Source organism: Vibrio sp. 10N.261.55.C5, assembly GCF_041470505.1.
Lineage (GTDB): Bacteria > Pseudomonadota > Gammaproteobacteria > Enterobacterales > Vibrionaceae > Vibrio > Vibrio crassostreae_C.
In genome coordinates this window covers 152,926-178,006 of the sequence record NZ_JBFRMS010000016.1, presented here as the reverse complement: position 1 = coordinate 178,006, position 25,081 = coordinate 152,926, and the positions used below count along the sequence as shown (strand labels likewise).

Annotated in this window: 21 protein-coding genes and 1 tRNA gene; 10 read left to right on the top strand and 12 right to left on the bottom strand. The window is 45.7% G+C overall.

Translation table 11 applies throughout. The features are described from left to right. Positions 1–103: 103 nt before the first annotated feature. The 6 genes from AB4263_RS08775 to rpsU form a co-directional block, all read right to left on the bottom strand. Positions 104–1,372, bottom strand: coding sequence for an O-acetylhomoserine aminocarboxypropyltransferase/cysteine synthase family protein (locus tag AB4263_RS08775; protein ID WP_048657999.1), 1,269 nt, complete (start codon positions 1,370–1,372; stop codon positions 104–106). 204 nt (positions 1,373–1,576) lie between these two features. Then, positions 1,577–1,652, bottom strand: a tRNA-Ile gene (locus tag AB4263_RS08770). A gap of 163 nt (positions 1,653–1,815) precedes the next feature. Beyond that, positions 1,816–3,660: an RNA polymerase sigma factor RpoD gene (gene rpoD / locus AB4263_RS08765; RefSeq protein ID WP_017061407.1), complete on the bottom strand. Its 1,845-nt coding sequence runs from the start codon at positions 3,658–3,660 to the stop codon at positions 1,816–1,818. A gap of 99 nt (positions 3,661–3,759) precedes the next feature. Continuing rightward, entirely contained in the window at positions 3,760–5,511 is a 1,752-nt protein-coding gene (dnaG, locus tag AB4263_RS08760) for a DNA primase (RefSeq protein WP_372098076.1), read from the bottom strand. Positions 5,512–5,630: 119 nt separating this feature from the next. Continuing rightward, a complete protein-coding gene (locus AB4263_RS08755) occupies positions 5,631–6,074 on the bottom strand; it encodes a GatB/YqeY domain-containing protein (protein ID WP_017061409.1) in 444 nt (147 codons plus the stop codon). 25 nt (positions 6,075–6,099) lie between these two features. Next, positions 6,100–6,315: a 30S ribosomal protein S21 gene (rpsU, locus tag AB4263_RS08750; protein ID WP_004396009.1), complete on the bottom strand. Its 216-nt coding sequence runs from the start codon at positions 6,313–6,315 to the stop codon at positions 6,100–6,102. A gap of 258 nt (positions 6,316–6,573) precedes the next feature. Between rpsU and tsaD the strand changes: the two genes are divergently transcribed. Then, entirely contained in the window at positions 6,574–7,590 is a 1,017-nt protein-coding gene (gene tsaD / locus AB4263_RS08745; protein ID WP_017061410.1) for a tRNA (adenosine(37)-N6)-threonylcarbamoyltransferase complex transferase subunit TsaD, read from the top strand. Between the two features lie 106 nt (positions 7,591–7,696). Next, positions 7,697–8,512, top strand: a complete 816-nt coding sequence (locus tag AB4263_RS08740) for an alpha/beta fold hydrolase (RefSeq protein WP_372098075.1) — start codon at positions 7,697–7,699, stop codon at positions 8,510–8,512. Between the two features lie 43 nt (positions 8,513–8,555). Here the strand turns inward: AB4263_RS08740 and plsY are convergent, their stop codons facing one another. After that, on the bottom strand, positions 8,556–9,152 hold the full coding sequence (plsY, locus tag AB4263_RS08735; RefSeq protein ID WP_009847793.1) for a glycerol-3-phosphate 1-O-acyltransferase PlsY: 597 nt from the start codon (positions 9,150–9,152) through the stop codon (positions 8,556–8,558). Between the two features lie 138 nt (positions 9,153–9,290). Between plsY and folB the strand changes: the two genes are divergently transcribed. From folB to AB4263_RS08720, 3 genes are read left to right on the top strand one after another with little or no spacing between them, the layout of a single operon-like run. Continuing rightward, positions 9,291–9,650 (top strand): dihydroneopterin aldolase, encoded by a 360-nt coding sequence (gene folB, locus AB4263_RS08730; RefSeq protein WP_017061412.1) that lies wholly within the window; start codon positions 9,291–9,293, stop codon positions 9,648–9,650. Then, complete coding sequence (folK, locus tag AB4263_RS08725) at positions 9,647–10,129, top strand: 2-amino-4-hydroxy-6-hydroxymethyldihydropteridine diphosphokinase (protein ID WP_017062921.1); 483 nt, start codon at positions 9,647–9,649, stop codon at positions 10,127–10,129. Before folB ends, folK begins: the two co-directional genes overlap by 4 nt. Positions 10,130–10,144: 15 nt before the next feature. Continuing rightward, positions 10,145–10,948 carry an undecaprenyl-diphosphate phosphatase gene (locus AB4263_RS08720; protein WP_010434624.1) on the top strand — a complete coding sequence of 268 codons (804 nt, stop codon included), beginning with the start codon at positions 10,145–10,147 and terminating at the stop codon, positions 10,946–10,948. 91 nt (positions 10,949–11,039) lie between these two features. Here AB4263_RS08720 and AB4263_RS08715 read toward each other — a convergent pair whose 3' ends face one another. Next, positions 11,040–12,356 carry a multifunctional CCA addition/repair protein gene (locus AB4263_RS08715; protein WP_017062920.1) on the bottom strand — a complete coding sequence of 439 codons (1,317 nt, stop codon included), beginning with the start codon at positions 12,354–12,356 and terminating at the stop codon, positions 11,040–11,042. A gap of 36 nt (positions 12,357–12,392) precedes the next feature. Here AB4263_RS08715 and AB4263_RS08710 point away from each other — a divergent pair, with 36 nt between their 5' ends. Both AB4263_RS08710 and AB4263_RS08705 read left to right on the top strand, forming a co-directional pair. Then, positions 12,393–14,063, top strand: coding sequence for an AAA family ATPase (locus tag AB4263_RS08710; RefSeq protein WP_372098074.1), 1,671 nt, complete (start codon positions 12,393–12,395; stop codon positions 14,061–14,063). Further along, positions 14,063–15,055 carry a general secretion pathway protein GspB gene (locus AB4263_RS08705; RefSeq protein WP_017061416.1) on the top strand — a complete coding sequence of 331 codons (993 nt, stop codon included), beginning with the start codon at positions 14,063–14,065 and terminating at the stop codon, positions 15,053–15,055. Before AB4263_RS08710 ends, AB4263_RS08705 begins: the two co-directional genes overlap by 1 nt. Positions 15,056–15,160: 105 nt before the next feature. Here the strand turns inward: AB4263_RS08705 and AB4263_RS08700 are convergent, their stop codons facing one another. The 3 genes from AB4263_RS08700 to AB4263_RS08690 form a co-directional block, all read right to left on the bottom strand. Further along, positions 15,161–15,772, bottom strand: a complete 612-nt coding sequence (locus AB4263_RS08700) for a TIGR04211 family SH3 domain-containing protein (protein WP_017062917.1) — start codon at positions 15,770–15,772, stop codon at positions 15,161–15,163. 205 nt (positions 15,773–15,977) lie between these two features. Further along, positions 15,978–17,240, bottom strand: a complete 1,263-nt coding sequence (locus AB4263_RS08695) for an inorganic phosphate transporter (RefSeq protein WP_017061418.1) — start codon at positions 17,238–17,240, stop codon at positions 15,978–15,980. 128 nt (positions 17,241–17,368) lie between these two features. Continuing rightward, complete coding sequence (locus tag AB4263_RS08690) at positions 17,369–18,049, bottom strand: TIGR00153 family protein (protein ID WP_010434644.1); 681 nt, start codon at positions 18,047–18,049, stop codon at positions 17,369–17,371. A gap of 207 nt (positions 18,050–18,256) precedes the next feature. Here AB4263_RS08690 and AB4263_RS08685 point away from each other — a divergent pair, with 207 nt between their 5' ends. Beyond that, positions 18,257–19,774: an inorganic triphosphatase gene (locus tag AB4263_RS08685; protein WP_102321462.1), complete on the top strand. Its 1,518-nt coding sequence runs from the start codon at positions 18,257–18,259 to the stop codon at positions 19,772–19,774. 51 nt (positions 19,775–19,825) lie between these two features. On the opposite strand, the gene AB4263_RS08680 is transcribed toward AB4263_RS08685, so the two are convergent. Further along, a complete protein-coding gene (locus AB4263_RS08680; protein WP_102321461.1) occupies positions 19,826–20,575 on the bottom strand; it encodes a potassium channel family protein in 750 nt (249 codons plus the stop codon). 97 nt (positions 20,576–20,672) lie between these two features. Between AB4263_RS08680 and AB4263_RS08675 the strand changes: the two genes are divergently transcribed. Further along, positions 20,673–21,929: a methyl-accepting chemotaxis protein gene (locus tag AB4263_RS08675; RefSeq protein ID WP_017061421.1), complete on the top strand. Its 1,257-nt coding sequence runs from the start codon at positions 20,673–20,675 to the stop codon at positions 21,927–21,929. Positions 21,930–22,153: 224 nt separating this feature from the next. Further along, on the top strand, positions 22,154–25,003 hold the full coding sequence (glnE, locus tag AB4263_RS08670) for a bifunctional [glutamate--ammonia ligase]-adenylyl-L-tyrosine phosphorylase/[glutamate--ammonia-ligase] adenylyltransferase (RefSeq protein WP_372098073.1): 2,850 nt from the start codon (positions 22,154–22,156) through the stop codon (positions 25,001–25,003). The last annotated feature ends 78 nt before the right edge of the window (positions 25,004–25,081 follow it).

Sequence of the window (25,081 nt, the reverse complement as noted above, 5' to 3'; positions counted from 1 at the left end):
AACTATATTGTCCTCCGACAATAGATAATAAGAAGCCCATCCTGTGATGGGCTTTTTTATGTCTGTTAGTTAACGATCAGTGTTAGAGCTAGCTGTAGCGTCATTAAGCGCTCAGTGCTTGCTCTAGGTCAGCCAAGATATCGTCAATGTGCTCGATACCTACTGATAGGCGAATCATCTCCGGTGATACACCGGCTTGTTTCTGTTCAGCTTCGCTTAGTTGACGGTGTGTCGTCGAAGCTGGGTGACAAGCGAGAGATTTCGCATCGCCAATGTTAACTAAGCGCTTGAAGATTTGCAGTGCATCATAGAAGCGAACACCGGCTTCATAACCGTCTTTTAAACCAAAAGATAGAATAGCCGATGGCTTACCCTGCATGTATTTTTCAGCAAGCGGGTAGAATTCTGAGCTAGGCAGACCAGCGTAGCTTACCCAACTGACTTTTTCGTGTTGGCTGAGGTATTCTGCCACTTTCAAGGCATTCTCTGTGTGTCGCTCCATACGTAACGACAATGTCTCCAAGCCTTGCATCAACATGAAAGCATTCATTGGCGACAGTGCTGCACCTGTATTACGTAGGGGAACCGTTCTAGCTCGACCAATAAACGCAGCCTCACCAAATGCCTCGGTATAAACCACGCCATGATAAGAAGGCTCTGGCTGATTAAAAACAGGGAAGCGCTCTTTGTGCTCTGCCCATGGGAATTTTCCTGAATCGACAATCACGCCACCTAACGTTGTACCGTGACCACCCACGTATTTGGTTAGTGAGTGCACCACGATGTCAGCACCAAAATCGATAGGTTTACACAGCACAGGCGTCGCGACTGTGTTATCAACAATCACAGGCACTCCTTGTGCGTGGGCAAGTTCTGCAACACGTTCTAAGTCGATGATATTACCAGCAGGGTTACCAATACTTTCACAGTAAACCGCCTTGGTTTTTTCATCGATCAGTGCCGCTAAGCTTTCTGGTTTGTCGTCTTTAGCAAAACGAACTTCAATTCCTTGGTTTGGCAACATGTGAGCAAATAGGGTGTAAGTACCACCGTAAAGCTGAGGCGTTGAGACAATGTTGTCACCGATTTGCGCCAACGTCTGAATCGCGTAGTTGATCGCAGCACTGCCCGCACTTACCACTAAGCCTGCAATCCCCCCTTCTAAGGCTGCCATGCGTTTTTCTAACACATCATTGGTTGGATTCATTATCCGTGTGTAGATATTACCTGGCACCGCAAGGTTAAACAGGTCGGCGCCATGTTGTGCGTCATCGAATTCGTAAGCGACGGTTTGGTAAATAGGTGTGGCAACCGATTTGGTTGTTGGATCAGTTTCGTAGCCGAAGTGAATCGAGAGTGTTTCGTCTTTCATGTTTCTTCCCTGAACTATTGAATGATTTGTGTACACTCATATTGCCGATTTTTTTATAAAAGAAAAGTATGTTTAGTCACAGAGAGGCAATTGGAATTGTGTGCGGGACGATTCGTTTTTGGTTCGGAAGTGCAGGGTGTGATTGGTACTGAATCAGAAAAGCAAAAAGCCAGAGCAGCGTGAACTGTTCTGGCTTTTCTAATTTGGTGGCCCCTCCCAGATTTGAACTGGGGACCGAACGATTATGAGTCGTGCGCTCTAACCACTGAGCTAAGGGGCCGTAGGGCATAGATTATAGGGGAAGCATTCAGTGGTGTCTAGACACTATAAGGGGCAATTCCGCTTACATCTTAGCCACTTAAATCACACGGATAAAAAAAAGGTGAGCCAACGCTCACCTTTTCTTATTTATGCTTAAAAGCTAACCGCACTAAAGTGTGTGATTACTCGTCTAGGAAGCTACGCAGAGTTTCTGAGCGGCTTGGGTGACGAAGTTTACGCAGTGCTTTTGCTTCGATCTGACGGATACGTTCACGAGTTACGTCGAACTGTTTACCAACCTCTTCAAGAGTGTGGTCAGTGTTCATGTCGATACCGAAACGCATACGCAGTACTTTAGCTTCACGAGGTGTTAGGCCTGCAAGAACGTCTTTAGTTGCACCGCGTAGGCTGGTTGCCGTTGCAGAGTCTAGAGGTAGTTCTAGCGTTGTATCTTCGATGAAATCACCTAGGTGCGAATCTTCGTCGTCACCGATTGGTGTCTCCATTGAGATTGGCTCTTTAGCGATTTTCAGTACTTTACGGATCTTGTCTTCAGGCATTTGCATGCGTTCAGCTAGCTCTTCCGGAAGTGGTTCACGACCCATCTCTTGTAGCATTTGACGAGAGATACGGTTTAGTTTGTTGATCGTTTCGATCATGTGAACCGGAATACGGATAGTACGAGCTTGGTCGGCAATCGAACGAGTGATTGCTTGACGGATCCACCAAGTAGCGTAAGTAGAGAACTTATAACCACGACGGTATTCAAACTTATCTACCGCTTTCATCAGACCGATGTTACCTTCTTGGATTAGATCCAGGAATTGTAGACCACGGTTTGTGTACTTCTTAGCAATCGAGATTACTAGACGTAAGTTCGCTTCAACCATCTCTTTCTTCGCACGACGAGCTTTCGCTTCACCGATAGACATACGACGGCTGATATCTTTGATGCTTTGAACAGTAAGAGACGTTTCACGTTCGATCATATCCAGTTTTTGGATAGAGCGACGGATGTCGTGCTCGTTACGTTTGATCTTTTCTGCGTATGGCTTGTCTGAAGCAAGAACTTCATCCAACCATGCTTCGCTAGATTCGTTACCAGTAAATAGAGCAATGAAAGATTTCTTCGGCATTTTGCCGTACTCAACCGTTTGACGCATGATTAGGCGTTCTTGAGTACGTACGCGATCCATAGAGTTACGCAGTTCGTTTACTAGGTAATCAAACTGTTTTGGTGTTAGACGGAACTCTTTGAATACGTCTTGCATCATTGTCGTTGCAAGCGTTGCTTTCGGGCTTTCATGGCCGTACTCGTTGATCGCTAGCTGACGGTTCTGGTAGCTAGTACGAAGCGCTGTGAACTTCTCAAGAGCAAGCTCAGGATCGATACCTGTATCTTCTTCTTCCTCTTCCTCGTCGTCTTCAGCGTCTTCTTTGTCTTCGTCTTCCAGATCAGTTTCAGCAAGTTCTGAACCGATGTGAGTCGCCGTTGGCGCAGCTGTGCCATCGTCGTCAGGGTCAACAAAGCCATTGATTAGGTCTGTTAAGCGAATCTCTTCTGCTTGTACGCGGTCAAACTGTTCCAAGATGTATGGAATAGTGCCTGGGTACTCAGCAACCGATAGTTGAACTGTATTGATACCATCTTCAATACGTTTCGCAATGTCGATTTCGCCTTCACGAGTCAGTAGTTCAACCGTACCCATTTCACGCATGTACATACGAACTGGGTCAGTAGTACGGCCAATCTCGCTTTCTACGCTTGAAAGCGCAGCAGCTGCAGCTTCGGCTGCATCTTCATCTATATTGGCATCGTCATCATTAAGTGCTAGATCATCAGCATCAGGTGCAGTTTCAACTACCTTGATACCCATGTCGTTGATCATTTGAATGATGTCTTCTACCTGTTCAGAATCCACGATTTCTGCAGGTAGGTGGTCGTTTACTTCGGCGTAGGTCAGATAGCCTTGTTCCTTGCCTTTAATAACAAGTAATTTAAGCTGTGACTGCGGATTTTGATCCATAGATGATATCCAACTTCAGGTCTGGTGAAGGACGTTGCATTCTCAAATGCAAACCAATTATGTTAACAAATTTATTAAATGCTGACTAATCAAACAGGGTTACGCTTTTAGATCTAGCATTAAAGCTAGTAGCTCCCTTTTTTCTTCGGCTGATAAACCGACGCTTCTTGCTTTGGCCTGCAGGTTTTCAATTTGTTTTTCAACGCACTGGGCAAGTATGTTGTCCAATGAGTCTAAAAATATGTCTTCTTGATTGTCTTCGTCGAGGGGGATTTCCCAGCTCGCGAGACGAGACAGAAGAGCCTCATGTTTATTGTGTCGCCAATGCTCTAATAATTGGCCTGTGTTGATATGGGGATGCTCGTGGCATTTATCAAGTACTTCGACGAATAAACTTAGTCCAGGCAGCTGTAAGCCTTTGACACTTGATAAATCCGGTACCATATCAGCATAGCTCGGATTTTGGATAAGCAAAGCGATAACTTCACGCATTGGAGTGCGTTTCAGCTCTTTATGCGGTTGAGGTGTCGGGTTCTGTGTATGAACACGCGCACGTCGCAATTGATTATCAAATCCAGTTCGCTCATCGAGCAGTTTTTCGAGTAATTCTTGGAAGTAACTGTCAGGGATTTTGTTAATCAAGGCGCTGGCGTGTGCACGCAGTGCCGATTTTCCTTCGGTTGTTCCCAAGTTTAACTTGTGTATTTCAATCAGGTTATCGAACAAATAGGTCGAAAGCGGCGTCGCATTGTGGACCAGTTGTTCAAAAGCGGCTTTGCCATGCTCTCTAATATAGCTGTCTGGGTCTTCACCGTCGGGCAAGAACAGAAACTTAAGCGTGTTACCGGTTTTCAGGTACTCAAGTGCGTTTTCTAGTGCGCGCCATGCGGCCTCTTTACCTGCTCGGTCACCATCGTAACAACAAACCACAGTGCTGGTTTGACGGAACAACATTTGAACATGGTCGCCGGTTGTCGAGGTGCCCAGTGATGCTACTGAGTAATCGACACCATATTGCGCGAGTGCCACGACATCCATGTAACCTTCAACCACAAGTATTTGCGGCGGTTCACGGTAGGCTTGCAGCACTTCATAAAGGCCGTAAAGCTCTTTACCTTTATGGAAGATAGGCGTTTCTGGTGAGTTGAGGTATTTTGGTGTGCCGTCTTCTAATACACGACCACCAAAACCAATCACACGGCCACGACGATCACGAATTGGGAACATTACGCGTCCACGGAATCGGTCGTATCGTTTACCTTTATCGTTCTCAATTAACATGCCGCCAGTTACGAGCATGTCTTGGGCTTCTTTCTGTTGGCCAAAGTTCTTACGAACTAAGTCCCACTCATCGGCCACATAACCAATGCCAAACTTCTGGACGATCTCGCCCGAAAGGCCACGATTCTTTAGGTAATCAATCGCAGGTTTGTTGGCTGATATTTTCAGTTGAGAGCGGTAAAAATTACTGATGCCGCCCATCAAATCGTAGAGGTTACGTTTTTGTTCGCTGTTGGCTCTTGGTGCTGTTGATATCTCGCCGCTGCGCTGTTCTCTAGGAACGTCGAGGCCTAAGAAAGAGGCTAGCTCTTCAATAGCTTCAACAAAATCGAGGCGTTCGAACTCCATAATGAAGTCGATAGCATTACCGTGTACGCCACAACCAAAGCAGTGATAAAACTGTTTTTCTTGGCTTACGCTAAAAGAAGGGGTCTTTTCGTTGTGGAATGGGCAACAAGCACCATAGTTTTTGCCTTTTTTCTTAAGTTTCACGCGTGCGTCCACAATGTCGACAATGTCGAGACGCGCTAGGAGATCATCAATGAAACTACGCGGGATGTGTCCTGCCATAAAACCTTAGAAAAATGCACTAACTGAGAGTGTGGATAATAATAGTTTGAATAGGTTACAGATACAAACAAGCCGTGCGTTCCGAAGGATTGCACGGCTTGTTGCAATTTGATTTGGGATTAAGCGAGTTTAGAACGAACTAAACCACTAACTTTACCCATATCTGCACGCCCTTGAATTTGTGGTTTCAAGATAGCCATTACTTTACCCATGTCTTGCATGCCCGCAGGTTGAGCTTCGGCGATTGCGCTATCAAGTAGTGCAATAACTTCTTCATCACTTAGCGGTTGAGGCATAAAGCCTTCAAGTACCGTAATTTCTGCTTTTTCCACGTCAGCAAGATCTTGACGATTTGCTGATTCATATTGAGCAACAGAATCGCGACGTTGCTTAACCATTTTAACTAATACAGCAAGAATGTCGTCGTCGTTCAGAGTGATCCGTTCGTCAACTTCACGTTGCTTAATTGCTGAAAGAGCTAAGCGGATAGTGCCAAGGCGCGGTTTGTCCTTGGCTTTCATCGCTAATTTTTGCTCTTCTTTGAGTTGTTCAATAAGAGCCATAACTCAGTCCTTATGGATTAAGTTATTAGTACAGGCGAACGCGACGTGCGTTTTCGCGAGCTAGCTTCTTAGCGTGACGCTTTTGAGCTGCTGCTTTAGCGCGTTTGCGAACTGTAGTTGGCTTTTCGTAGTGCTCGCGACGGCGAACTTCAGAAAGGATACCTGCTTTTTCACAAGAGCGCTTGAAACGACGTAGTGCAACGTCGAACGGTTCGTTTTCACGTACTTTAACTATTGGCATATGCCTTTCACCTCAGGGGTTATTCATTATCGCTGGCTACTCAGTACCAAATCAGAGAAGTTACCCATCGAGCTAACTCTCTATTCGCGTTTGGCCATTAACCAGCTTGATCAAAAATGGTGCGGAATTTTAATCCGATCACAGTGGCTTTGTAAAGCACTTTGTCGATTATAGTCTGTACAATATTTGTTTGAAGAGCTTAGGCAGGGTAATATTGCGCTAATTTCCCATTTTAGACGAAAGCGTGCCGAGAAAATTATGCGCATTATTGGTATTGAAACCTCTTGTGATGAAACAGGAATCGCGATTTATGATGATGAGCAAGGGCTGCTTTCTCATCAATTATATAGCCAAGTAAAGCTGCACGCCGATTACGGTGGTGTGGTACCTGAGCTAGCTTCACGTGACCACGTGAAAAAAACAATTCCTCTTATTAAAGCGGCATTAGCTGAAGCGAACCTAACGTCGAAAGACATTGATGGTGTGGCTTACACGGCTGGCCCTGGTTTAGTGGGTGCACTGCTGGTTGGTGCAACGATTGGTCGCAGTATTGCTTATGCGTGGGGAGTGCCTGCAGTGCCTGTTCACCATATGGAAGGTCACCTTCTTGCGCCAATGCTAGAAGATAACCCACCACCATTCCCATTTGTGGCTCTGCTGGTTTCTGGCGGCCATACCATGATGGTAGAAGTGAAAGGTATTGGTGAATACCGAATCCTTGGTGAATCGATTGATGATGCAGCGGGTGAAGCGTTTGATAAAACCGCGAAACTGATGGGCTTAGATTACCCTGGTGGTCCACTGTTATCTCGTTTGGCGGAAAAAGGCACTCCGGGTCGTTTTAAGTTCCCGCGTCCAATGACCGATCGTCCGGGTCTAGATATGAGCTTTTCTGGTTTGAAGACGTTCGCAGCGAATACCATTCGCGATAACGATAATGATGACCAAACTCGCGCTGATATCGCTTATGCATTCCAAGAAGCTGTTTGTGCAACCTTAGTAATCAAGTGTAAGCGAGCCTTGGTTGAAACGGGCATGAAACGTATAGTGATTGCCGGCGGTGTAAGTGCCAACAAACAACTGCGCGTTGAGCTTGAGGCGCTTGCTAAGAAAGTCGGTGGTGAGGTGTACTACCCACGCACTGAGTTCTGTACAGATAATGGTGCGATGATCGCTTATGCGGGCATGCAGCGCCTGAAGAATGGCGAAACGGCTGATTTGTCTGTTCATGCCACACCGCGTTGGCCTATTGACCAGCTAGAGCCAATTGCGTAATTGACTATAGTGTTTCGATAAACGGTCGCCTTGTGCGGCCGTTTTTATATCCTAGCTTACCGACCGTATGTCGATAAATAATTGCTGATAGAGATTAGGGAAGAAAATGAACAAGTTCACAGTAGACAATCAATCGATGGCGTACCTAGATGAAGGTCAAGGCCCTGTTGTTGTACTCGGCCACAGCTACCTTTGGGATAGTGCAATGTGGAAGCCGCAGATCGAAGCATTAAAAACTCAGTATCGCTGTATTGTTCCAGAGCTTTGGTCTCACGGTGAGTCTCAAGCTGCACCCGCTTCGATGCGTAACTTGAAAGATTACGCTCAGCACGTTTTGGCTCTGCTTGATCATTTAGAGATCGAAGAATTCTCAGTGGTTGGCTTATCGGTTGGCGGTATGTGGGGGACTGAGTTAGCGGAACTTGCACCTGCACGTATTAAGTCTTTGGTTCTAATGGATACTTTTGTGGGTTTAGAACCAGAAGTTGCTCACGCAAAGTACTTCAGCATGTTAGATACCATCACTCAAACCAAGACGGTTCCTCAGCCAATTGTTGAAGCGGTTGTTCCACTGTTCTTCGCTAATGATACGCAAACCAACACGCCAGCTTTAGTTGAAGGTTTTACTCAGCAGTTATCAGCTCTTGAGGGCGACAACGCTGAAGAAGTGGCACGAATTGGTCGAATGGTGTTTGGACGTCGCGATATGATTGAATCGGTAGAGAACTTTGCTCTGCCTGTTTTGATTGCTGTAGGACAAGAAGATAAACCACGTCCGGTACTTGAGTCATACCTAATGCACGATTGCATTACGGGCAGTGAATTAGTGGTGATTCCTGGCGCAGGTCATATTAGCTCGTTAGAGCAACCAGAGTTTGTGAACACAATGCTGAAGACGTTTTTAGATAAACATCTGCTATAAGCTTTAAATACTGAATATTATGGTTCGGCTTAGACGTGACAGTTTAAGCCGATTTTTTTTGTCCGAGTTTTGGTTCGCTGCCATCGAGTAGGCGGCGGATATTCTGGTGGTGACGTAACACGATCAAACAGCACAGCATGGCTACTGGCAATGTGTATTGAGGTTTGACTAACCAAGCGTAGAAAGGGGCAAGTAGCACAGTAACCAGTGCCGCTAAAGAAGAGTAACGAAACAAAAACGCGACCACTAACCAAGTCGCCATGATCATTCCGGTTAGATCGAATCCTATTGGGGCGATAGCGCCAAGTGCGGTTGCCACGCCTTTACCACCTTTGAAGTGGAAGAAGATCGGATACATATGGCCAAGACACGCCGCAATTGCCACAACCCCAAGAATGATTGGGTCGATCTTGAGGTAGTAGCCAAGCCAGACAGGGATAGTGCCTTTCAGCATGTCACACAAAAGGACGGCAGCTGCTGCGCCTTTACCGCCAACACGCAGGACATTGGTTGCTCCTGGGTTGTTAGAACCTACTGTTCGAGGATCTGGGAGCCTCAAAACTCGGCATATCAAGACCGCACTAGAGATTGAACCTAGTAAGTAGGCAGCAATGATCATGATAAGTGCCAATGGGGTCATGTCTGTCCTTTAACGGTTATACGCCTAACGATGGGAAAATAATGCTCAATCCAAGAGTAATTGATATCATATCTCGAATTACGCAAATAATACGTTTTTTTCCCCCATATGGGTATCCGACCTCTAAAAGGACAAGTCATGGCACTGGATAAAGTTTTCATTGAACAGCTAGAAGTAATTACAACGATCGGTGTTTACGATTGGGAACAAGAGATTAAACAAAAACTTGTGCTTGATATTGAAATGGCTCATGACAACCGCCCAGCAGGCAAGAGTGATGATGTGGTTGATGCTTTGGATTATTCGAAAGTGAGCACTGCAGTACTTGAGCACATTGCAAATGGCCGTTTTCTACTCGTAGAACGTGTTGCTGAAGAAGTCGCAGAGCTTATTATGACTCAGTTCTCTGTGCCGTGGATTAAAATCCGATTGGCTAAACCTGGCGCAGTGCCACAAGCAAAAGCCGTTGGTGTGATCATCGAACGAGGTCAAGCATGACAGTAGCCTATGTTGGTGTTGGCACGAACATAGACCGCGACAAGCATGCAAGGGTGGCATGGACAGAGCTTCAATCGTTAGGGACTAACCTTAAATGCTCTAAAATCTATCACTGTGAGCCCGTGGGTTTTAATAGCCATCCGTTTTATAACTTTGTGATAGAGCTCGACACGTCACTCTCATTGACTGAATTTTCACAGCAGCTGCGTAAAATTGAGTTTAAATGGGGTCGCTCTCAAGATGCGCACAAACTACAAGATCGAAAACTCGATCTTGATATTGTGCTGTTTGGAGAGGAGGTTTCTGAGTGTGAACCAGAATTACCACGCAGTGATATCTACAAATATCCTTTTGTAACACAGCCGCTTTATGATCTTTGTCCTGCGCGAGTGATCCCGCAAGACGGAAGAACCGTCAGTGAAATATGGCAGAAGATGCAGCAATTAGACTCGCTCTCTGTCGTAGATATAAAACTATAATTTTTAAGGTAAGTAATGAGTTATTTTGAAGCGTTTATATTGGCGTTGGTGCAAGGCTTTACAGAGTTTTTACCTATTTCCAGTTCTGCACACCTAATCCTTCCTTCAGCTGTTTTAGGCTGGGAAGATCAAGGTTTGGCTTTTGATGTCGCTGTCCACGTTGGTACTTTGGCAGCTGTTGTTATCTATTTCCGTAAAGAAGTGGTCTCTCTGTTGAGCGCATTCTTTGGTTCAGTGTTTAAAGGTGATCGTAGTAAAGAAGCGAAGTTAGCGTGGATGATCATTCTCGCGACGATTCCTGCGTGTATCTTTGGCTTGTTGATGAAAGATATTGTTGAGCTTTACTTACGCAGTGCGTGGGTGATCGCGACGACAACGATTATCTTTGGTCTATTGCTATGGTGGGTGGACAAGAACTCAAGCCTGCGCGATGACGAATACCAAGCGGGTTGGAAAAAGGCGCTGTTTATTGGTCTTGCTCAAGCAATGGCGATCATTCCGGGCACGTCTCGTTCTGGCGCAACCATTACCGCGGCGCTTTACCTTGGTTTCACACGTGAAGCGGCGGCTCGATTCTCTTTCTTGATGTCTATCCCAATCATCACTCTGGCTGGTGGTTATTTAGGTCTTAAGTTGGTGACAAGCGGTGATCCAATCCATGTTGGCACTTTGCTAACGGGCGTTGCGGTGTCTTTCATCAGTGCTTACATCTGTATCCACTTCTTCTTGAAGCTTATCTCTCGTATGGGCATGACACCGTTCGTTATCTACCGCCTGATTCTAGGTTGTGGTCTGTTTGCTTTCTTAATGATGCAGTAACAGACAGAGGCAACGGTCTCGCTGTAAGAATTGAAACAAAAGGCCCGCTTAACTGCGGGCTTTTTATACGTTCTAGGTAGAGCGGCGACGATTAACTGCTAGCGAGTTCTGATAGGGCGTTTTCAATTGCGATGGCTCTGCGTTTCTCTTGTTCTTCTCGAATATCTTTGCCTTTAAAACCATCGGTAATGATCGCTTTTACTTCGACTTGAAGCGCCGCTTGGTAGGCGACTTCAAAGCGCGCTTTTTGAGGATAAGGCTGATCTTCTAATCCTTTTCGGCCTGCGTGGTCGGCCTGGCAGCAAAGTAGTATATCGTCGAGCCTATCTGGCTTACGCCAAACATCGAACTTGTTGAGAACCTTGAGAAAGGTGGTTGGTTTGAGCTCGCCTGCGCGGTGGATATTAGAATGTTGCTCGCACACTAACAACGCAAGGTCTCTGAACTCATTGGGCACTCTCACTCGCTCACACAGTTTCTTGATTATCTTAACACCTGTGTGGCAGTGCATTTTATGGCTTGGCCATTCAGCTTGTGGTGTGACGCCTTTACCTAAGTCATGCACTTGAGCTGCAAAGCGTACCGGTAGCGATGGGCTTAATAGTGCGGCTTGCTGAGCAACCATCAGAGTGTGAATACCCGTGTCGATTTCAGGGTGCCATTTTTCAGGTTGAGGGACGCCAAATAGAGCGTCAATCTCAGGTAATACGACTGCCAATGCACCACACTCTTTCAATACAGAGAGGAACACTTCAGGGTGCGGTGTACTAAGAGACTTATGCCACTCTTGCCAAACTCGCTCTGCAGTAAGGTGTGCCAGCTCACCAGATTGGACGATCTCACTCATCATATCCATGGTTTCAGGTGCAACCGTGAAGTTAAGATGGTGAAGCTTGGCGGCGAAGCGAGCCACACGCAGTACACGAAGAGGGTCTTCAACAAAAGCGTCTGAAACGTGTCTTAAGATACGATCCGAGAGATCTTTCTGGCCATGATAAGGATCGTGAAGTTGGCCTTTATCATCTTGAGCTATAGCGTTGATGGTCAGATCTCGACGCATCAGGTCTTCTTCCAAACTCACGTCTGGCGCGAAGTAACATTCGAAGCCTGTGTAACCAGAGCCTGATTTTCTCTCAGTGCGAGCCAGTGCGTGCTCTTCTTTGGTTTTTGGGTGCAAGAATACCGGGAAATCTTTTCCCACAGCAGTAAAGCCAAGGTTTTCCATCTCTTGAGGGGTACTCCCTACCACGACCCAATCTCTATCATAACTATCAATATTGAGCAGCTTATCGCGCACTGCTCCACCGACTAGATAGCGTTGTAGCCCGTTGTCTTTTGGTAGGCTATCGTAAATTTGCAACTTATCACCTCGAAATGTTTTATCACTGCTGGACTTTACTGCAAGCAATGGTACTTTCCATTAATCGTAATTATAGGGCAGCACATGTATAAGGAATATTTTGGCTTCGTTGAGATGCCATTTTCGATTGTACCAAATTCTCGCTACTTGTTTTTGAGTCAGCGCCATCAAGAAGCGATGCAGAACCTACAAGCCGGTTTAGGCGAGGGTGGGGGCTTTGCGATGCTTACTGGTGAGGTTGGTACAGGGAAAACAACGGTCGCTAAGGCGATGTTGTCTTCATTGGATAGTCATACTCAGGCTGGCCTTATACTTAACCCTACGTTTTCAAATACGGATTTACTAGAAGCTATCTGCGATGAGTTTGAGGTCGAGTACCCAGAACAAGCATCGTTGAAACAGCTCAGTCAGGCTATTCATTATTTTCTACTTGATAGCCATGCCGAAGGCATTCAAACCCTATTGGTGATCGATGAAGCCCAACACCTCGCTGCCGATGTGTTGGAGCAGTTACGCCTTCTAACAAACTTGGAAACCGACAATCGTAAGCTGTTAAAAGTACTGTTGGTCGGCCAGCCGGAATTACAACAGCACTTACAAACCACGCAGCTACGTCAGCTAGCACAGCGCATTACTGGTCGTTATCACTTACTGCCTCTTAATACCGAAGAAACGGGCAAGTACATCGCGTTTCGTTTGGAGACGGCGGGTGGCGAGCAGATGTTGTTTTCGAACCGTTCTATCAAGCTGATTGCTCAATATACGCATGGTATTCCAAGGCTCATTAACTTGGTGTGTGATAAAGCACTGCAGTTGGCTTTTCATGACGGTGAGCAGCTACCGAGCAATGAAACGGTTAACCGAGCGTGTCAGCAGGTTATGTCCTTTCAGGCCGATGTGTATCACGTCGAGAAAGCTCTAACTTCTCGTGTCGCGCCTAAGTTATTCCAATACGCAGGGATTGCGACGTTAAGCGTTGGTCTTGCAATAGCGACCTTTAACTTCGCTCCAAGCTATATCAATGCTTGGTTGCCTACGGATGCATCAAATGAAGCAAAGACGGAAGTGTTAGCACGTACTCAGCGTTCTTTGGTATCAGATGTTCCTAAGTTGGTTGCTGAGCCAAAACCTGCCAAGTTTGAATTGCCACAACACATTCAACAACATTTGATGCAGGGGACCAATCGTTCTCTCGCTATCAAAGACTTGTATACGATGTGGGGATATCAATCTTCACTGCGTGATGGATTGTGCTTAAGTGAGCCACAAAGTGTTTTTGTGTGTGAGCAGCAGCAGGCCAGTTTGGATACCTTGTTAGAACTTGGTGTTCCTGTGGTACTTAATCTCGACATAGACCAAAAACCAGTGTTTGCTGTGCTGTATGGCGTGTCTAAGGATTCTGTCGAGTTGCTGGTTAATGAAAAGCTGTTGGTGATGCCGAAGCAATCCTTAGAGCAAATCTGGCAAGGCGATTACGTCGCTATTTGGAAGCAGCCGCTGCGAGAGACCCTTAAAGAGGGCTATCAAGGTGAAGCGGTTGCTTTGCTTGATCTACTGCTTTCTGAAGTATTAGGAGAGGTTGTTTCCGGTAATGATGTATTTGATTATGAGTTAAAAATGAAAATCGAAGCATTTCAAACGTGGCAAGGTATGTCTGTTGATGGCATTGCAGGTAAGCGCACCTTAGCAAGATTGCAGAGATTAGCTCAACTCGATTCGCCTAAGCTGATGTCACTAGAAGGGGGCGAAAGCTAATGTCACGTATTATGCACGAACTTAAACAGCCGTCTCACAAGCCATCTTCTATTAATCAGCACTCTCTTAGCAAACCAAGCTTCAAAGGCTACCAGAATCATCATGTTCCTAATTCTGCAAAAGGGATGAGCAACAAGCGAGGTTCATCGTTAGCTATGGGGCTACTCTTAATCTTGGTTCCTTCTTTGTTGGTGGGTGGCGTCTTGGCTTATCAATCGTATATCCAACAACAAGAAGCCGTGAACCAAGCTGCCAATGTCGCTCTGCCAGAATTTAAAACTGAATCAGACATTGAGCCTGAAATTGCGGATGCTGATATAGCAAGCATGGATGCCGTGTCTGAGGAAGAAGATGCCTTGTTCACCGTTCGCCCTGCACCGGCGAGCCAACCGTTGAAAGCATTGCCACGCCAAGAGATGTATGCACAGATTGATTCTGGCGCTAATCGTGCAAACACCGCTGGTGGCTCAGCAGTGATCTTCGCTAATGCTGATAACAACACTCAAATGACAGCCAGTTCTGAATCGTCATCCGTTCAGCCAGGCGCGAGTGATGAAACGACTGCTCTGCAATCAAGCACTGATCAGCAATCAAATAGTGACTTACAATCGGACAGTGATCTGCTGCAAGGGCTAGACCTCAGTGAGTTGCCACCTGATTTGGCATTGAAGCTTGAATCCATTATGGGGGAGCAACAAAGCGCTCCTGAGCCGATGGATTCTAGACCCTCAGGGCAAAGGGGTTCTCAGGTCATTGAGTTGGAAACGCACACCAATAGCTTATCAGGCGTCCTTCCTAAGTTAGACCTACAAACCCATATGTACTCGAGCAGCGAAACCAAGCGTTGGGTAAAAGTGAACGGTCAAGAAGTGGCGCAAGGAGATTGGATTGGACAAGACATTCAATTGCTGGAGATTAAGCCACAATCAGTGATCATAGAGTTCAATCAACAGAAGATAGAAATCCCGGCTCTGTACGAGTGGAAAGGTTAGCGATTTCTATACGTATTTAGATAACAGACAAATAAAAAGGAGCACCTCGGTGCTCCTTTTTGATATTCGATACTGAATTTACTGTACCTGATACAAGCGTTAAGTCTACGCCCAACCGTTTGGTGATTTTCTGCGACGAGGCATGATGTGTGGCAGAACAAGGCCTAGAAGTAGACCAATACCCGCAACACCACCACCGTACATGAAGTACTTCAATAGTAGGTCGTCTTTTTGAGTGTCTAGCTTAGCGCGCAGTTCACGGTTCTCTGTTTGAGAACTCGTTAGCTGTTGGCTAATTTCACTGTAGTTCTGTTCTAGTTCAGCAATCTGCTTGTTACGAGAATCTAGAGAGCTTGCTAGGCCAGCTTTTTCGCTGTCAGCACTCTGACGAGCATTCGCTAGCTTGCCTTTAACTTCCGTCAGCTCTTTCTCTAGCTTAGGCATACGCAGTGCCATGCTTTCTTGAGTGCTTACAAACTTGCTTTCAACCCAACCTTTACGGCCACGGTTGTCTTGAATTTGGGTGTAACCCGTACTCTTGTTAGTTTGTAGGAATGTAATCTTTTCACCAGCATCAACACTACCGATGATACGGAATGTGTTGTTTGGGCCAGAATGCATATAAGTAAATAGTTTGTCAGCAATATAACGGTCTTGTGCAAAGGCAGCTGGAGCCGCAAGCATTGCGAACAAAACTAAGCTAATCAGTTTTTTCACAGTAAATCCCTTAACGATTCAAATTGGGTAGGCGTATGAGTCAGCCTCAATCAGCAAATAATATTTAGTTTCTTTATGCGGTGCAACAAAGAAGGGAGGCAAAGCCTCCCTTTCTGTGCGTTTGAGTCAATAATGACATGGCATTTACATATCGTTACTGAAGCTCACACTGTTCTGACGCTAGTATTCACTAACGCAGTCGCGATTACATAGTAAACGCAGCTTGAATTCCGTAGAAGAACACAACAGCAAGTAGAGCACCTGCAGGTAGTGTCACAATCCAAGAAGCCACGATATTACGTACAACGCCTAAGTTTAGTGCTGCGATACCACGAGCAAAACCAACACCTAAAACAGCACCAACGAGTGTTTGTGTAGTAGAGATTGGAAGGCCAGTACCTGAAGCTAGTACAACCGTACATGCAGTTGCAAGTTGTGCAGCAAAGCCACGGCTTGGTGTTAGTTCTGTAATACCAGTACCAACGGTTGCCATTACTTTATGACCCATTGTTGCAAGACCAACAACGATACCGAATCCACCTAGAGGAAGAATCCACCATGCGATAGTACTCTTACCTGTGATTTCACCCATGTGCTCAACGGTTGATACAACAGCAGACAGTGGACCAATCGCGTTCGCAACGTCGTTTGAACCGTGTGCAAATGCCATCGCACAAGCTGTGATAACCATGAGTACAGAGAAGATGCCTTCAACACCTGCAAAGCCGTGGTCTTCTTCGCGGTTAGCGAATTTCTTCTGGATGTATAGGTAACCGCCGATCATTACAAGCGCAGAAACGCCAGCAGCCCAAACCCATGCTTCAGTGTTGCTTAGGTGAAGACCAACGTGCTTAAGGCCTTTCTTGATGGTTACAAGTGCAATTACCATTGTTGTAATGAACATGTATACCGGTACAAAGCGTTTCGCGTTAAATAGCGGGTTCTCTGTATCAAAAATCAGTCGTTGAGCACTTACAAATATGACGTAAGCGAAGAAGCCGGAAATAACGGGTGTGATAATCCAACTACCCACAATACCTTGAACACTGTTCCAGTCTACAGCTTCAGTCCCTACAGAAATACACGCAAAACCGATGATTGCACCGATGATTGAGTGAGTCGTAGAAACCGGCCAGCCCATGTAAGAAGCGAGAAGTAGCCATGTACCAGCAGCAAGAAGTGCTGACATCATGCCGTACACAAGTACATCTGGTTGATGAGCGAATAGAGACGTTTCGATAACACCTTTACGGATCGTGTCTGTTACTTCGCCGCCCGCAAGGTAAGCACCTGCGAATTCAAAGATCATTGCGATAATGATCGCTTGTTTAACGGTTAAAGCTTTAGAGCCTACTGAGGTGCCCATTGCGTTCGCAACGTCATTTGCACCAATACCAATAGCCATCAAGAAACCGAAAGCTGCTGCAACAATAATCAGGACAGTGCCGTAGTTAGCAAGGATATCCATCGTAATACCTAGTTGTTTGATAACAAGCGGAACAAATTTAGACGCAAAAAACCGCTCAGCGAGAGGAATACTCAGCGCATAAGTGGTTTGTTCAAAAAATGCTCTTTGTTATATGGTTAACGTATGATTTAAGATCGAGAAAGCATTACTTCAAGACGAGCGCCTACACGCTGTGCTTGATCTGCAATACCACCAACCCATTCAAGAATTTTGTATAAGAACATGATATCAACTGGATTCAGATCGCCTTCAATTGCCATTAGTTGTTGGCGTAGTTCGATCTGCATCGCATCCGTGTCATCTTCAATTACATCTAATTGATGAATCATTTCGGCAACGAGTGTTACTTCACGGCCTTTAAAGCCAGTCTCAAGTAATTCGTCTAATTCATTGATTACGTTTTGTGCTTGGTTCGCTGCATCTAGACAACGTTTAACGTAAGCGATGAAGTTTTCTTGCATAGGAGCAGGAATGACAAGTTGACGACCATATACACGGCCAGCAATGTCTTTCGCTAGGTTTGCGAGTTTGTCTTGTTGCGTTAATAGCTCCAACATATCGGTGCGATCAACTGGCATAAACAAACCACGAGGAAGTTTAAGGCGAATTTCACGTTTTAGTACGTCAGCTTCTTTCTCAAGGTGAGAAATTTGAGCTCGAATTTCTGATGCTTTTTCCCAGTCACCTTTTGAAGAAACTTCAAAGAAATTAACTAGGTGAGAACAACATTCGTTCACGCATACTACGTGACGCTGCAAAGGTTTAATTGGGGACTTTGCAAATAACCCCATAATTGTATTTACTGGCATGGTCATCCAACCTAATAAATAATAACCTTAAAACAACATACACCATATTCATGGTGAAATGTTAAGCGATGGCTACAAAGTCGCGCATGTTAACCTAATCAATCTCTCATTAAAACTGTTTTAGATCATCATAAGGGCGATATTTCTGACTTGCCGACTTTTCAAATTGGCAATATCCTGTCCCTATCTTCACAGAAAGGTATAACTATGGAAACCGAGATAGAACTGAAGTTTTTTGTTTCTCCTGAATTTTCAGAGACTTTACGCAATAAAATTGCTGAAACTAAAGTACTTCAGCACAGTTGTCGTGAGCTAGGTAACATCTACTTTGACACCGCTGACAACTGGCTACGTAAGCACGATACAGGCTTACGCATTCGACGCTTTGATGACGTATTTGTACAAACCGTAAAGACTGCTGGTCGTGTGGTTGCTGGCCTGCATCAAAGGCCTGAATACAATGCAGAACACGACAGCAACGAACCTAAGCTAGCCCTGCACCCAGAGGATATCTGGCCAACAGGTAAAGACATCGAAACGTTGCAAGCTGAGCTGACTCCTCTGTTCTCTACCAACTTCACGCGTGAGCAGTGGTTGATTGGTATGCCTGATGGTAGCCAAGTCGAGGTCGCATTCGATCAAGGCTTTGTTGAATCAGGCGACCTGCAAGAACCGATTTGCGAAGTCGAATTGGAACTTAAATCCGGTCAAACGGATGCGCTATTTACATTGTCTCGCCAATTCTGCGAACAAGGTGGCATGCGTTTGGGTAACCTAAGTAAAGCAGCTAAGGGTTACCGTCTTGCTCAAGGTTATCAAGGAGATGAAGTTACTCCTTTGACCTTAGTTGATACTGACAAAAGTGATACCGTTGAATCGTGTTTTATTCAATCTTTAGAGCATGCTCTCGCTCATTGGCATTATCACGAGCAGATTTTCACAGAGCGTCAATCGATTGAAGCTTTGCATGAGATCAGTCACTCGCTGAGTTTTATTCGCCAAACTTTCACTATCTATGGCGGCATTGTCCCTAGACGAGCAAGTGCGATTTTACGTCAAGAGTTGAAGTGGCTTGAGCAAGAGCTCGACTGGCTGAAAAGCTATGATCACTTCGAAGACTTGCTGGAAGATAAAGGCCATGTACTACGTAAACTCGATGCGCGTAAGTTCTTAGTCGCTGAGCTTAAAGAGATGCAAGAGCAACTGCCAGATCGTGAAGATCTGCTTACCTTGCTGAGTTCTGCTCGATACACTGGGTTATTATTAGATCTGAGCCGTTGGATCTTGTCTCGTGGCTGGCAACCTTTCTTAGATGAAAAAGCACGTGAGCAAATGGCTCGTGGTATCGAATGGTTTTCCGTGCAGCAACTCGATCGCACATGGGCCGATTTGATGGAAGCTTTCCCGCCAGAGCGAGTGATGACTAGCCAAGCGTATATTGATCAGCAATACCGTTTGATGCGTAATCTGTATTCTGGCGTTGGTTTCGCGAGTTTGTATGATGACGATGAACGAAACAGCTTCCGCTTGCCATGGGCCGATATGGTGCAAGGCATTGATGACTTGCTGGCACTTAAAACATTAGAGCCTTTGACTGAGAAGCTGGAAGGCGATGAGAAGCTTCAGCTAGAGCGTTGGTTAGCTCGTCAAGAAGTGTCCATTCTGCATGCGATGGAACAGACACGCCAAATCAGTGTTGAGGTTGAGCCATACTGGCAAGACTAAACTCGATACCTGTATCAATAGAAGTATGAATTTGAAAATAGGGCTCCGGCCCTATTTTTTTGTTTGTTGCTCAAGTTTTTCGAGTCGCTCTAAGATTTTCTGTTGCTGCTCGATGATCTTCTCAAGGTGTTTCTCTTTGTTTTCCGCTCGTTGATTCTCATGATGAGTTGGGGAGGTGATCAAAGAAGTAATCAAGCCTGAAATCATACCAAACACACCGACACCACAGATGATCACCATTGAAGCCACTAACTGACCGGAAGTTGTCACTGGGTAATGGTCGCCATAACCCACAGTACTGATGGTCACAAACGCCCACCATAAAGCATCATGACCTGTAGTGATGTTGGCGTTCGGATCTTTGTGTTCCAATAGCAGGATCGTGCCAGCACCGATAGTCAGTAAGATAACCAAAAGCAGAATGATGGAAGCGAAAGTGGTCTCTTTCCTATTACGAAATAACTCTCTGAAAATACGTTTACTTGAACGCAGAACTAAGATGACTCGCAGAATTTGAAAAATACGGGCGAAACGAAGAGGCTCGATCATTGGGATACTTGCTAAGAAATCGATCCAGTGTACTTTTAGAAATTCTTTTTTGTTTTGTGATCTAAATAGATCAATTGTGAGCTGAAAAAGAAAAACACTACAGATTATAAAATCGAGGCCGATAAGGACTTGTTTCGATTCTTTATCGATCGGTACGAACAATAAGCCTGAGATCACAAATAACGCTAAGAAAGAGAGAATCAGTGACAATAAGCTCATCGGCTTGGTGGCGTCTTTGGTATTATTCAACATTCATACGAGGCTCAAAATAAATCGCGAACTTTGACTGACATAGCCACCTCGCGGATATAGAAGCCATCAATATATAAGAATTAATGGAGAACTGACAATGACTAAACTGTCATTCAAGCCGTGGGAAAGGGTAATCTCTGACGTTCGTCTCGTTCCAAAAATGGTCATGTTGATGATATTCAGCACTATCTTGATCATTTCGAAGCAGCTATGGGACGCAAGTACGTTTTACGATTCATTGCTTGCTGTAACGAACAATGCGCAAGTCGCACAACAGCATTACGAGACTTACCTAGTTCAAGTGGCTTGGCAAACAGCCTTGATGATCATTGTGTTTGTGGTTCTTCTATTAGCAGCGGCGCGCGTTATGCTGCGTCAGACTCAATACCTTAATGACGCCATTAAAACCATGGCCGACAAGAACTTATCAGTGCCGATTCAAATGGACTGTAAAGATGAATACGGCGATGTGGCACGTGAACTCGAAAAAACTCGCGTTCAACTGAACGATATGATCAAAACTCAGGTGGCCTCTTCTGATGAGCTGTTTGCTCTGACGGAAGTGATGACCATCAGCATGTCTGAAACCAAAGAGTCAGCTCAAGAAGAGTTCAACGAGATCGATCAACTGGCAACAGCAATGAGTGAGATGACGTCGACGGTGCAAACTGTCGCTGAGCATGCACAAAGCGCTTCGTCATTGACTGAACAGGCATCAGGCCAAGCTCTTACTGGTCAGAAGTTCGTTCAAGGATCAGTGTCTAAGATGAGTGAGCTATCTTCAGATATCGCAGCATCTGCAGCAGCGGTAAACCAAGTAGAAGAACGCGTTGACTCAATTGGCAGTGTGGTTGGTACTATCCAAGGCATTTCAGAACAGACAAACCTATTAGCATTGAACGCTGCGATTGAAGCGGCACGTGCCGGTGAAGCGGGTCGTGGTTTTGCGGTTGTTGCCGACGAGGTTCGCAACCTTGCACAGCGCACCCAGCAAGCAACGGTAGAGATTCAAGACATGATCAGTCATCTACAAAGCAGCGCTAACTCTGCGGTAGAGCTGATGGAGAAAAGTGTTGTAGAAGCGGCTGAAGGTGTTGATCTGGTGACTAACGCGGGAAGTGAGCTTGACGGCATCGTAAGCCAAGTCAATCAAATCAATGATATGAACTTCCAGATCGCGACCGCTGCAGGTCAACAGAGCAGTGTTGCTGAAGAGATGAGCGTCAACCTGACTAATGTACGCGAGCTTGTTGAAGCTTCAGTAGTGGTGGTTGGTGAACTGCTAGAGACCTCTCAGCTTATGGAAAGCAACGCACAAGAACTCGACGGTAAGATTAAGCAATTTAAGGTTTAGTCCTCAGCACCGAATCTTCATCGGTAAAGGCTTATTTCCAGAGACGGTTTCTCGGTTGTAAGGTCTACCAGATAAGTTAATCGATAAAACGCCCACATTGCTAATGTGGGCGTTTTTTATTGGCGTAACTTTGGTATAACTTACCTTTAGTTATGAAAACTCGTTATTGAAGAACTGAATCGATAAACCGATTGTTCGGCGCGCAGCTTATACAAGGAAGAAACATGCCATTGCCTTCTCAACTCATCACTCACTCCCAGTCTGCTTTTGAGCAATTATTAGAGCATCAAAGTGAAGCCATCAATACTTGGTCTGAGCCACTGACTGAAGATCTTAAACGTGTACTCGGTTTAAGCTGTTTTGTTGGAGATTGCCTACAGCGTGATACGGTTTTATGCGGTGACTTACCTGATATGTTGGCATACGAAGAACGTGCTGAAGGATACCGAGAACGCTTGGCTGAATTACTTTCTGGTTGCACCGATGAAATGAGCGGTCAGCGCGTGCTGCGTCAATTCCGCAATCGAGAAATGACCTACATTGCTTGGCGTGATTTCATGGGTTCGTGGGAGCTAGAGCAGAGCCTAAATCATCTATCGATGTTGGCTGAGGCGATGATCTTCGAAACCTACCAATGGCAGTACGATATTTGTTGTAAAGAGTGGGGCACACCTTGTAATGAACAAGGCGAAGCACAGCCGATGTTGATCATTGGTATGGGCAAGCTAGGGGGCGGTGAGCTTAACTTCTCTTCCGATATCGATCTGATCTTCACCTACCCAGAGAATGGTGAAACCCAAGGTGCAAGACGCAGCATTGCCAATGCGCAGTTCTTTACACGTCTCGGGCAACGTATTATTAAGGCGCTTGATCAGCAAACCTTCGATGGATTCTGTTATCGAGTAGACATGCGCCTGCGTCCATTCGGTGAGAGTGGTCCACTGGTCATGAGTTACGCTGCGCTAGAAGATTACTATCAAGAACAAGGTCGCGATTGGGAACGCTACGCTATGGTCAAAGCGCGTGTGATGGGCAGTGAGATGTACCCTGAGTATCAAGAGCTTCGCCAAATGCTACGCCCGTTTGTGTTCCGCCGTTATATTGATTTTAGTGCGATTCAATCTCTGCGCCGAATGAAGTCTATGATCAGCAGCGAAGTGCGTCGTCGTGGTCTCTCGAACAACATCAAGCTTGGCTCTGGTGGTATTCGTGAAGTTGAGTTTATCGCACAAGTCTTCCAATTGATTCGTGGTGGACGCGAGCCTAGCTTACGCGGTCGAGGGTTACTCGAAACCTTAAGTGCGATTGAATCCCTTCATCTGCTAGAGTCTGAAGAGGTGGGGCACCTACGTGAAGCTTATCTGTTTTTGCGTCGCCTTGAGAACCTGTTACAAGCCATGGCTGATAAGCAAACTCAAACCTTACCTGACGGTGAATTCGAACAACTGCAGCTTGCGGTTGCCATGCAATTTTCCGATTGGGATAGCTTGATTGTGGCAACTCGCGCCCATATGGCGAATGTACATACCGTGTTCGAAGACCTAATTGGCGTTGATGAAGATGACGCTAATCCGATCGCGAGCCACTTTAGCGAGTTGTGGGATATGGCCCATAAACCCGATGTAATTGAGCACGTGTTGGAACACGACATTGCGGTCGCGAGCCCGCCTGATGCGGCGAAAACGATCATTCAGTTTAAAGTCGATTTGGCTAAAAAGACTCTTGGCCCTCGTGGGCGGGAAGTCCTCAATCGACTGATGCCGAAAGTGTTTCAAGCGCTGTACACCGCTAAGGATGCCGAGTTTGGTTTGTCGCGAGTACTGCATCTGCTGCATAAAATCGTTACGCGTACCACTTACCTTGAGTTGCTCGATGAACATCCTGCTGCGTTGACTCAGTTAGTTCGCTTATGTACAGCAAGCCCGATGATCTCAGAGCAGCTAGGTCGTTACCCAATTCTGTTAGATGAGCTTATCGACCCTCAACAACTCTACAATCCGGTGCCACTTGAGTCTTACAAGACCGAGCTGCGTGATTACCTAGCCCGTATCCCTGAAGATGATATGGAGCAACAGATGGAAGGCCTGCGTCAGTTTAAGCAGACCTGTATTTTGAGAATTGCAGCCGCGGATATAGCGGGTGCTCTACCTGTCATGAAGGTCAGTGATCATTTAACCTACTTAGCCGAAGCGATAGTTGAAGCTGGGGTCAATCAGGCTTGGTTACAAGTATCGGCCAAGTTTGGTGAACCGACCCATGTCAAAGATCGCGAAGGTCGCGGTTTTGCTGTCGTTGGTTATGGCAAAGTCGGCGGTTGGGAGCTTGGCTATAACTCCGATCTCGATATCGTGTTCATGCACGACTGCCCGGTACACATCTATACTGATGGTAAGAAAGAGATCGATGGACGTCAATTTTACTTAAGATTGGCGCAACGTATTATTCATATTTTCTCGACCAGAACCGCTTCTGGCATTCTGTACGAAGTCGATACTCGTCTACGCCCCTCAGGTGCATCTGGCCTGTTAGTGAGTCCAACCGATGCCTTTGACGAGTATCAGCACAATGACGCGTGGACATGGGAGCACCAAGCCTTGACTCGCGCTCGTATGATTTATGGCGATGAGTTATTGGCTTTGGCATTTAACAAAACGCGTCATGAGGTTTTGTGCTTGGCGCGTGATGAAGCAACACTCAAAAAGTCCGTTGTGGATATGCGTGAAAAAATGCGCGGCCATTTAGGCGGTAAAAAAGTCGATAGATTCATGCTTAAACAAGATGCGGGTGGTATTACCGATATTGAATTCTTAGCGCAATATTTAGTGCTTAGATACAGTAATGAGAAGCCAAAGCTTACTCGTTGGTGTGACAATGTACGAATCTTCGAAAGCTTGTTGTCACAAGGGATTATGGACGAGCAGCAAGGCATGGCATTAACCCATGCTTATACAACATTAAGAGATGAAATCCACCACCGTAATCTACTTAATCTTGATGCGGATGTGGCGATTGAAAAGTTTGAAATGGAAAGAGAACATGTTGTTCAAGCATGGAAGCAGTGGATGGAAGCATAACCCAGTCATACAGTAATGACGGATGTACCTATCTTGATAGGCTTTTACTCATTTATCTATAGTTTAGCCTCTGTAATC

Coding starts and splice junctions, on each gene's coding strand:
- AB4263_RS08775 (WP_048657999.1), bottom strand. CDS start 1,372: ATGAAAGACGAAACACTCTCGATTCACTTCGGCTACGAAACTGATCCA.
- rpoD (WP_017061407.1), bottom strand. CDS start 3,660: ATGGATCAAAATCCGCAGTCACAGCTTAAATTACTTGTTATTAAAGGC.
- dnaG (WP_372098076.1), bottom strand. CDS start 5,511: ATGGCAGGACACATCCCGCGTAGTTTCATTGATGATCTCCTAGCGCGT.
- AB4263_RS08755 (WP_017061409.1), bottom strand. CDS start 6,074: ATGGCTCTTATTGAACAACTCAAAGAAGAGCAAAAATTAGCGATGAAA.
- rpsU (WP_004396009.1), bottom strand. CDS start 6,315: ATGCCAATAGTTAAAGTACGTGAAAACGAACCGTTCGACGTTGCACTA.
- tsaD (WP_017061410.1), top strand. CDS start 6,574: ATGCGCATTATTGGTATTGAAACCTCTTGTGATGAAACAGGAATCGCG.
- AB4263_RS08740 (WP_372098075.1), top strand. CDS start 7,697: ATGAACAAGTTCACAGTAGACAATCAATCGATGGCGTACCTAGATGAA.
- plsY (WP_009847793.1), bottom strand. CDS start 9,152: ATGACCCCATTGGCACTTATCATGATCATTGCTGCCTACTTACTAGGT.
- folB (WP_017061412.1), top strand. CDS start 9,291: ATGGCACTGGATAAAGTTTTCATTGAACAGCTAGAAGTAATTACAACG.
- folK (WP_017062921.1), top strand. CDS start 9,647: ATGACAGTAGCCTATGTTGGTGTTGGCACGAACATAGACCGCGACAAG.
- AB4263_RS08720 (WP_010434624.1), top strand. CDS start 10,145: ATGAGTTATTTTGAAGCGTTTATATTGGCGTTGGTGCAAGGCTTTACA.
- AB4263_RS08710 (WP_372098074.1), top strand. CDS start 12,393: ATGTATAAGGAATATTTTGGCTTCGTTGAGATGCCATTTTCGATTGTA.
- AB4263_RS08705 (WP_017061416.1), top strand. CDS start 14,063: ATGTCACGTATTATGCACGAACTTAAACAGCCGTCTCACAAGCCATCT.
- AB4263_RS08695 (WP_017061418.1), bottom strand. CDS start 17,240: ATGGATATCCTTGCTAACTACGGCACTGTCCTGATTATTGTTGCAGCA.
- AB4263_RS08690 (WP_010434644.1), bottom strand. CDS start 18,049: ATGCCAGTAAATACAATTATGGGGTTATTTGCAAAGTCCCCAATTAAA.
- AB4263_RS08685 (WP_102321462.1), top strand. CDS start 18,257: ATGGAAACCGAGATAGAACTGAAGTTTTTTGTTTCTCCTGAATTTTCA.
- AB4263_RS08680 (WP_102321461.1), bottom strand. CDS start 20,575: ATGTTGAATAATACCAAAGACGCCACCAAGCCGATGAGCTTATTGTCA.
- AB4263_RS08675 (WP_017061421.1), top strand. CDS start 20,673: ATGACTAAACTGTCATTCAAGCCGTGGGAAAGGGTAATCTCTGACGTT.
- glnE (WP_372098073.1), top strand. CDS start 22,154: ATGCCATTGCCTTCTCAACTCATCACTCACTCCCAGTCTGCTTTTGAG.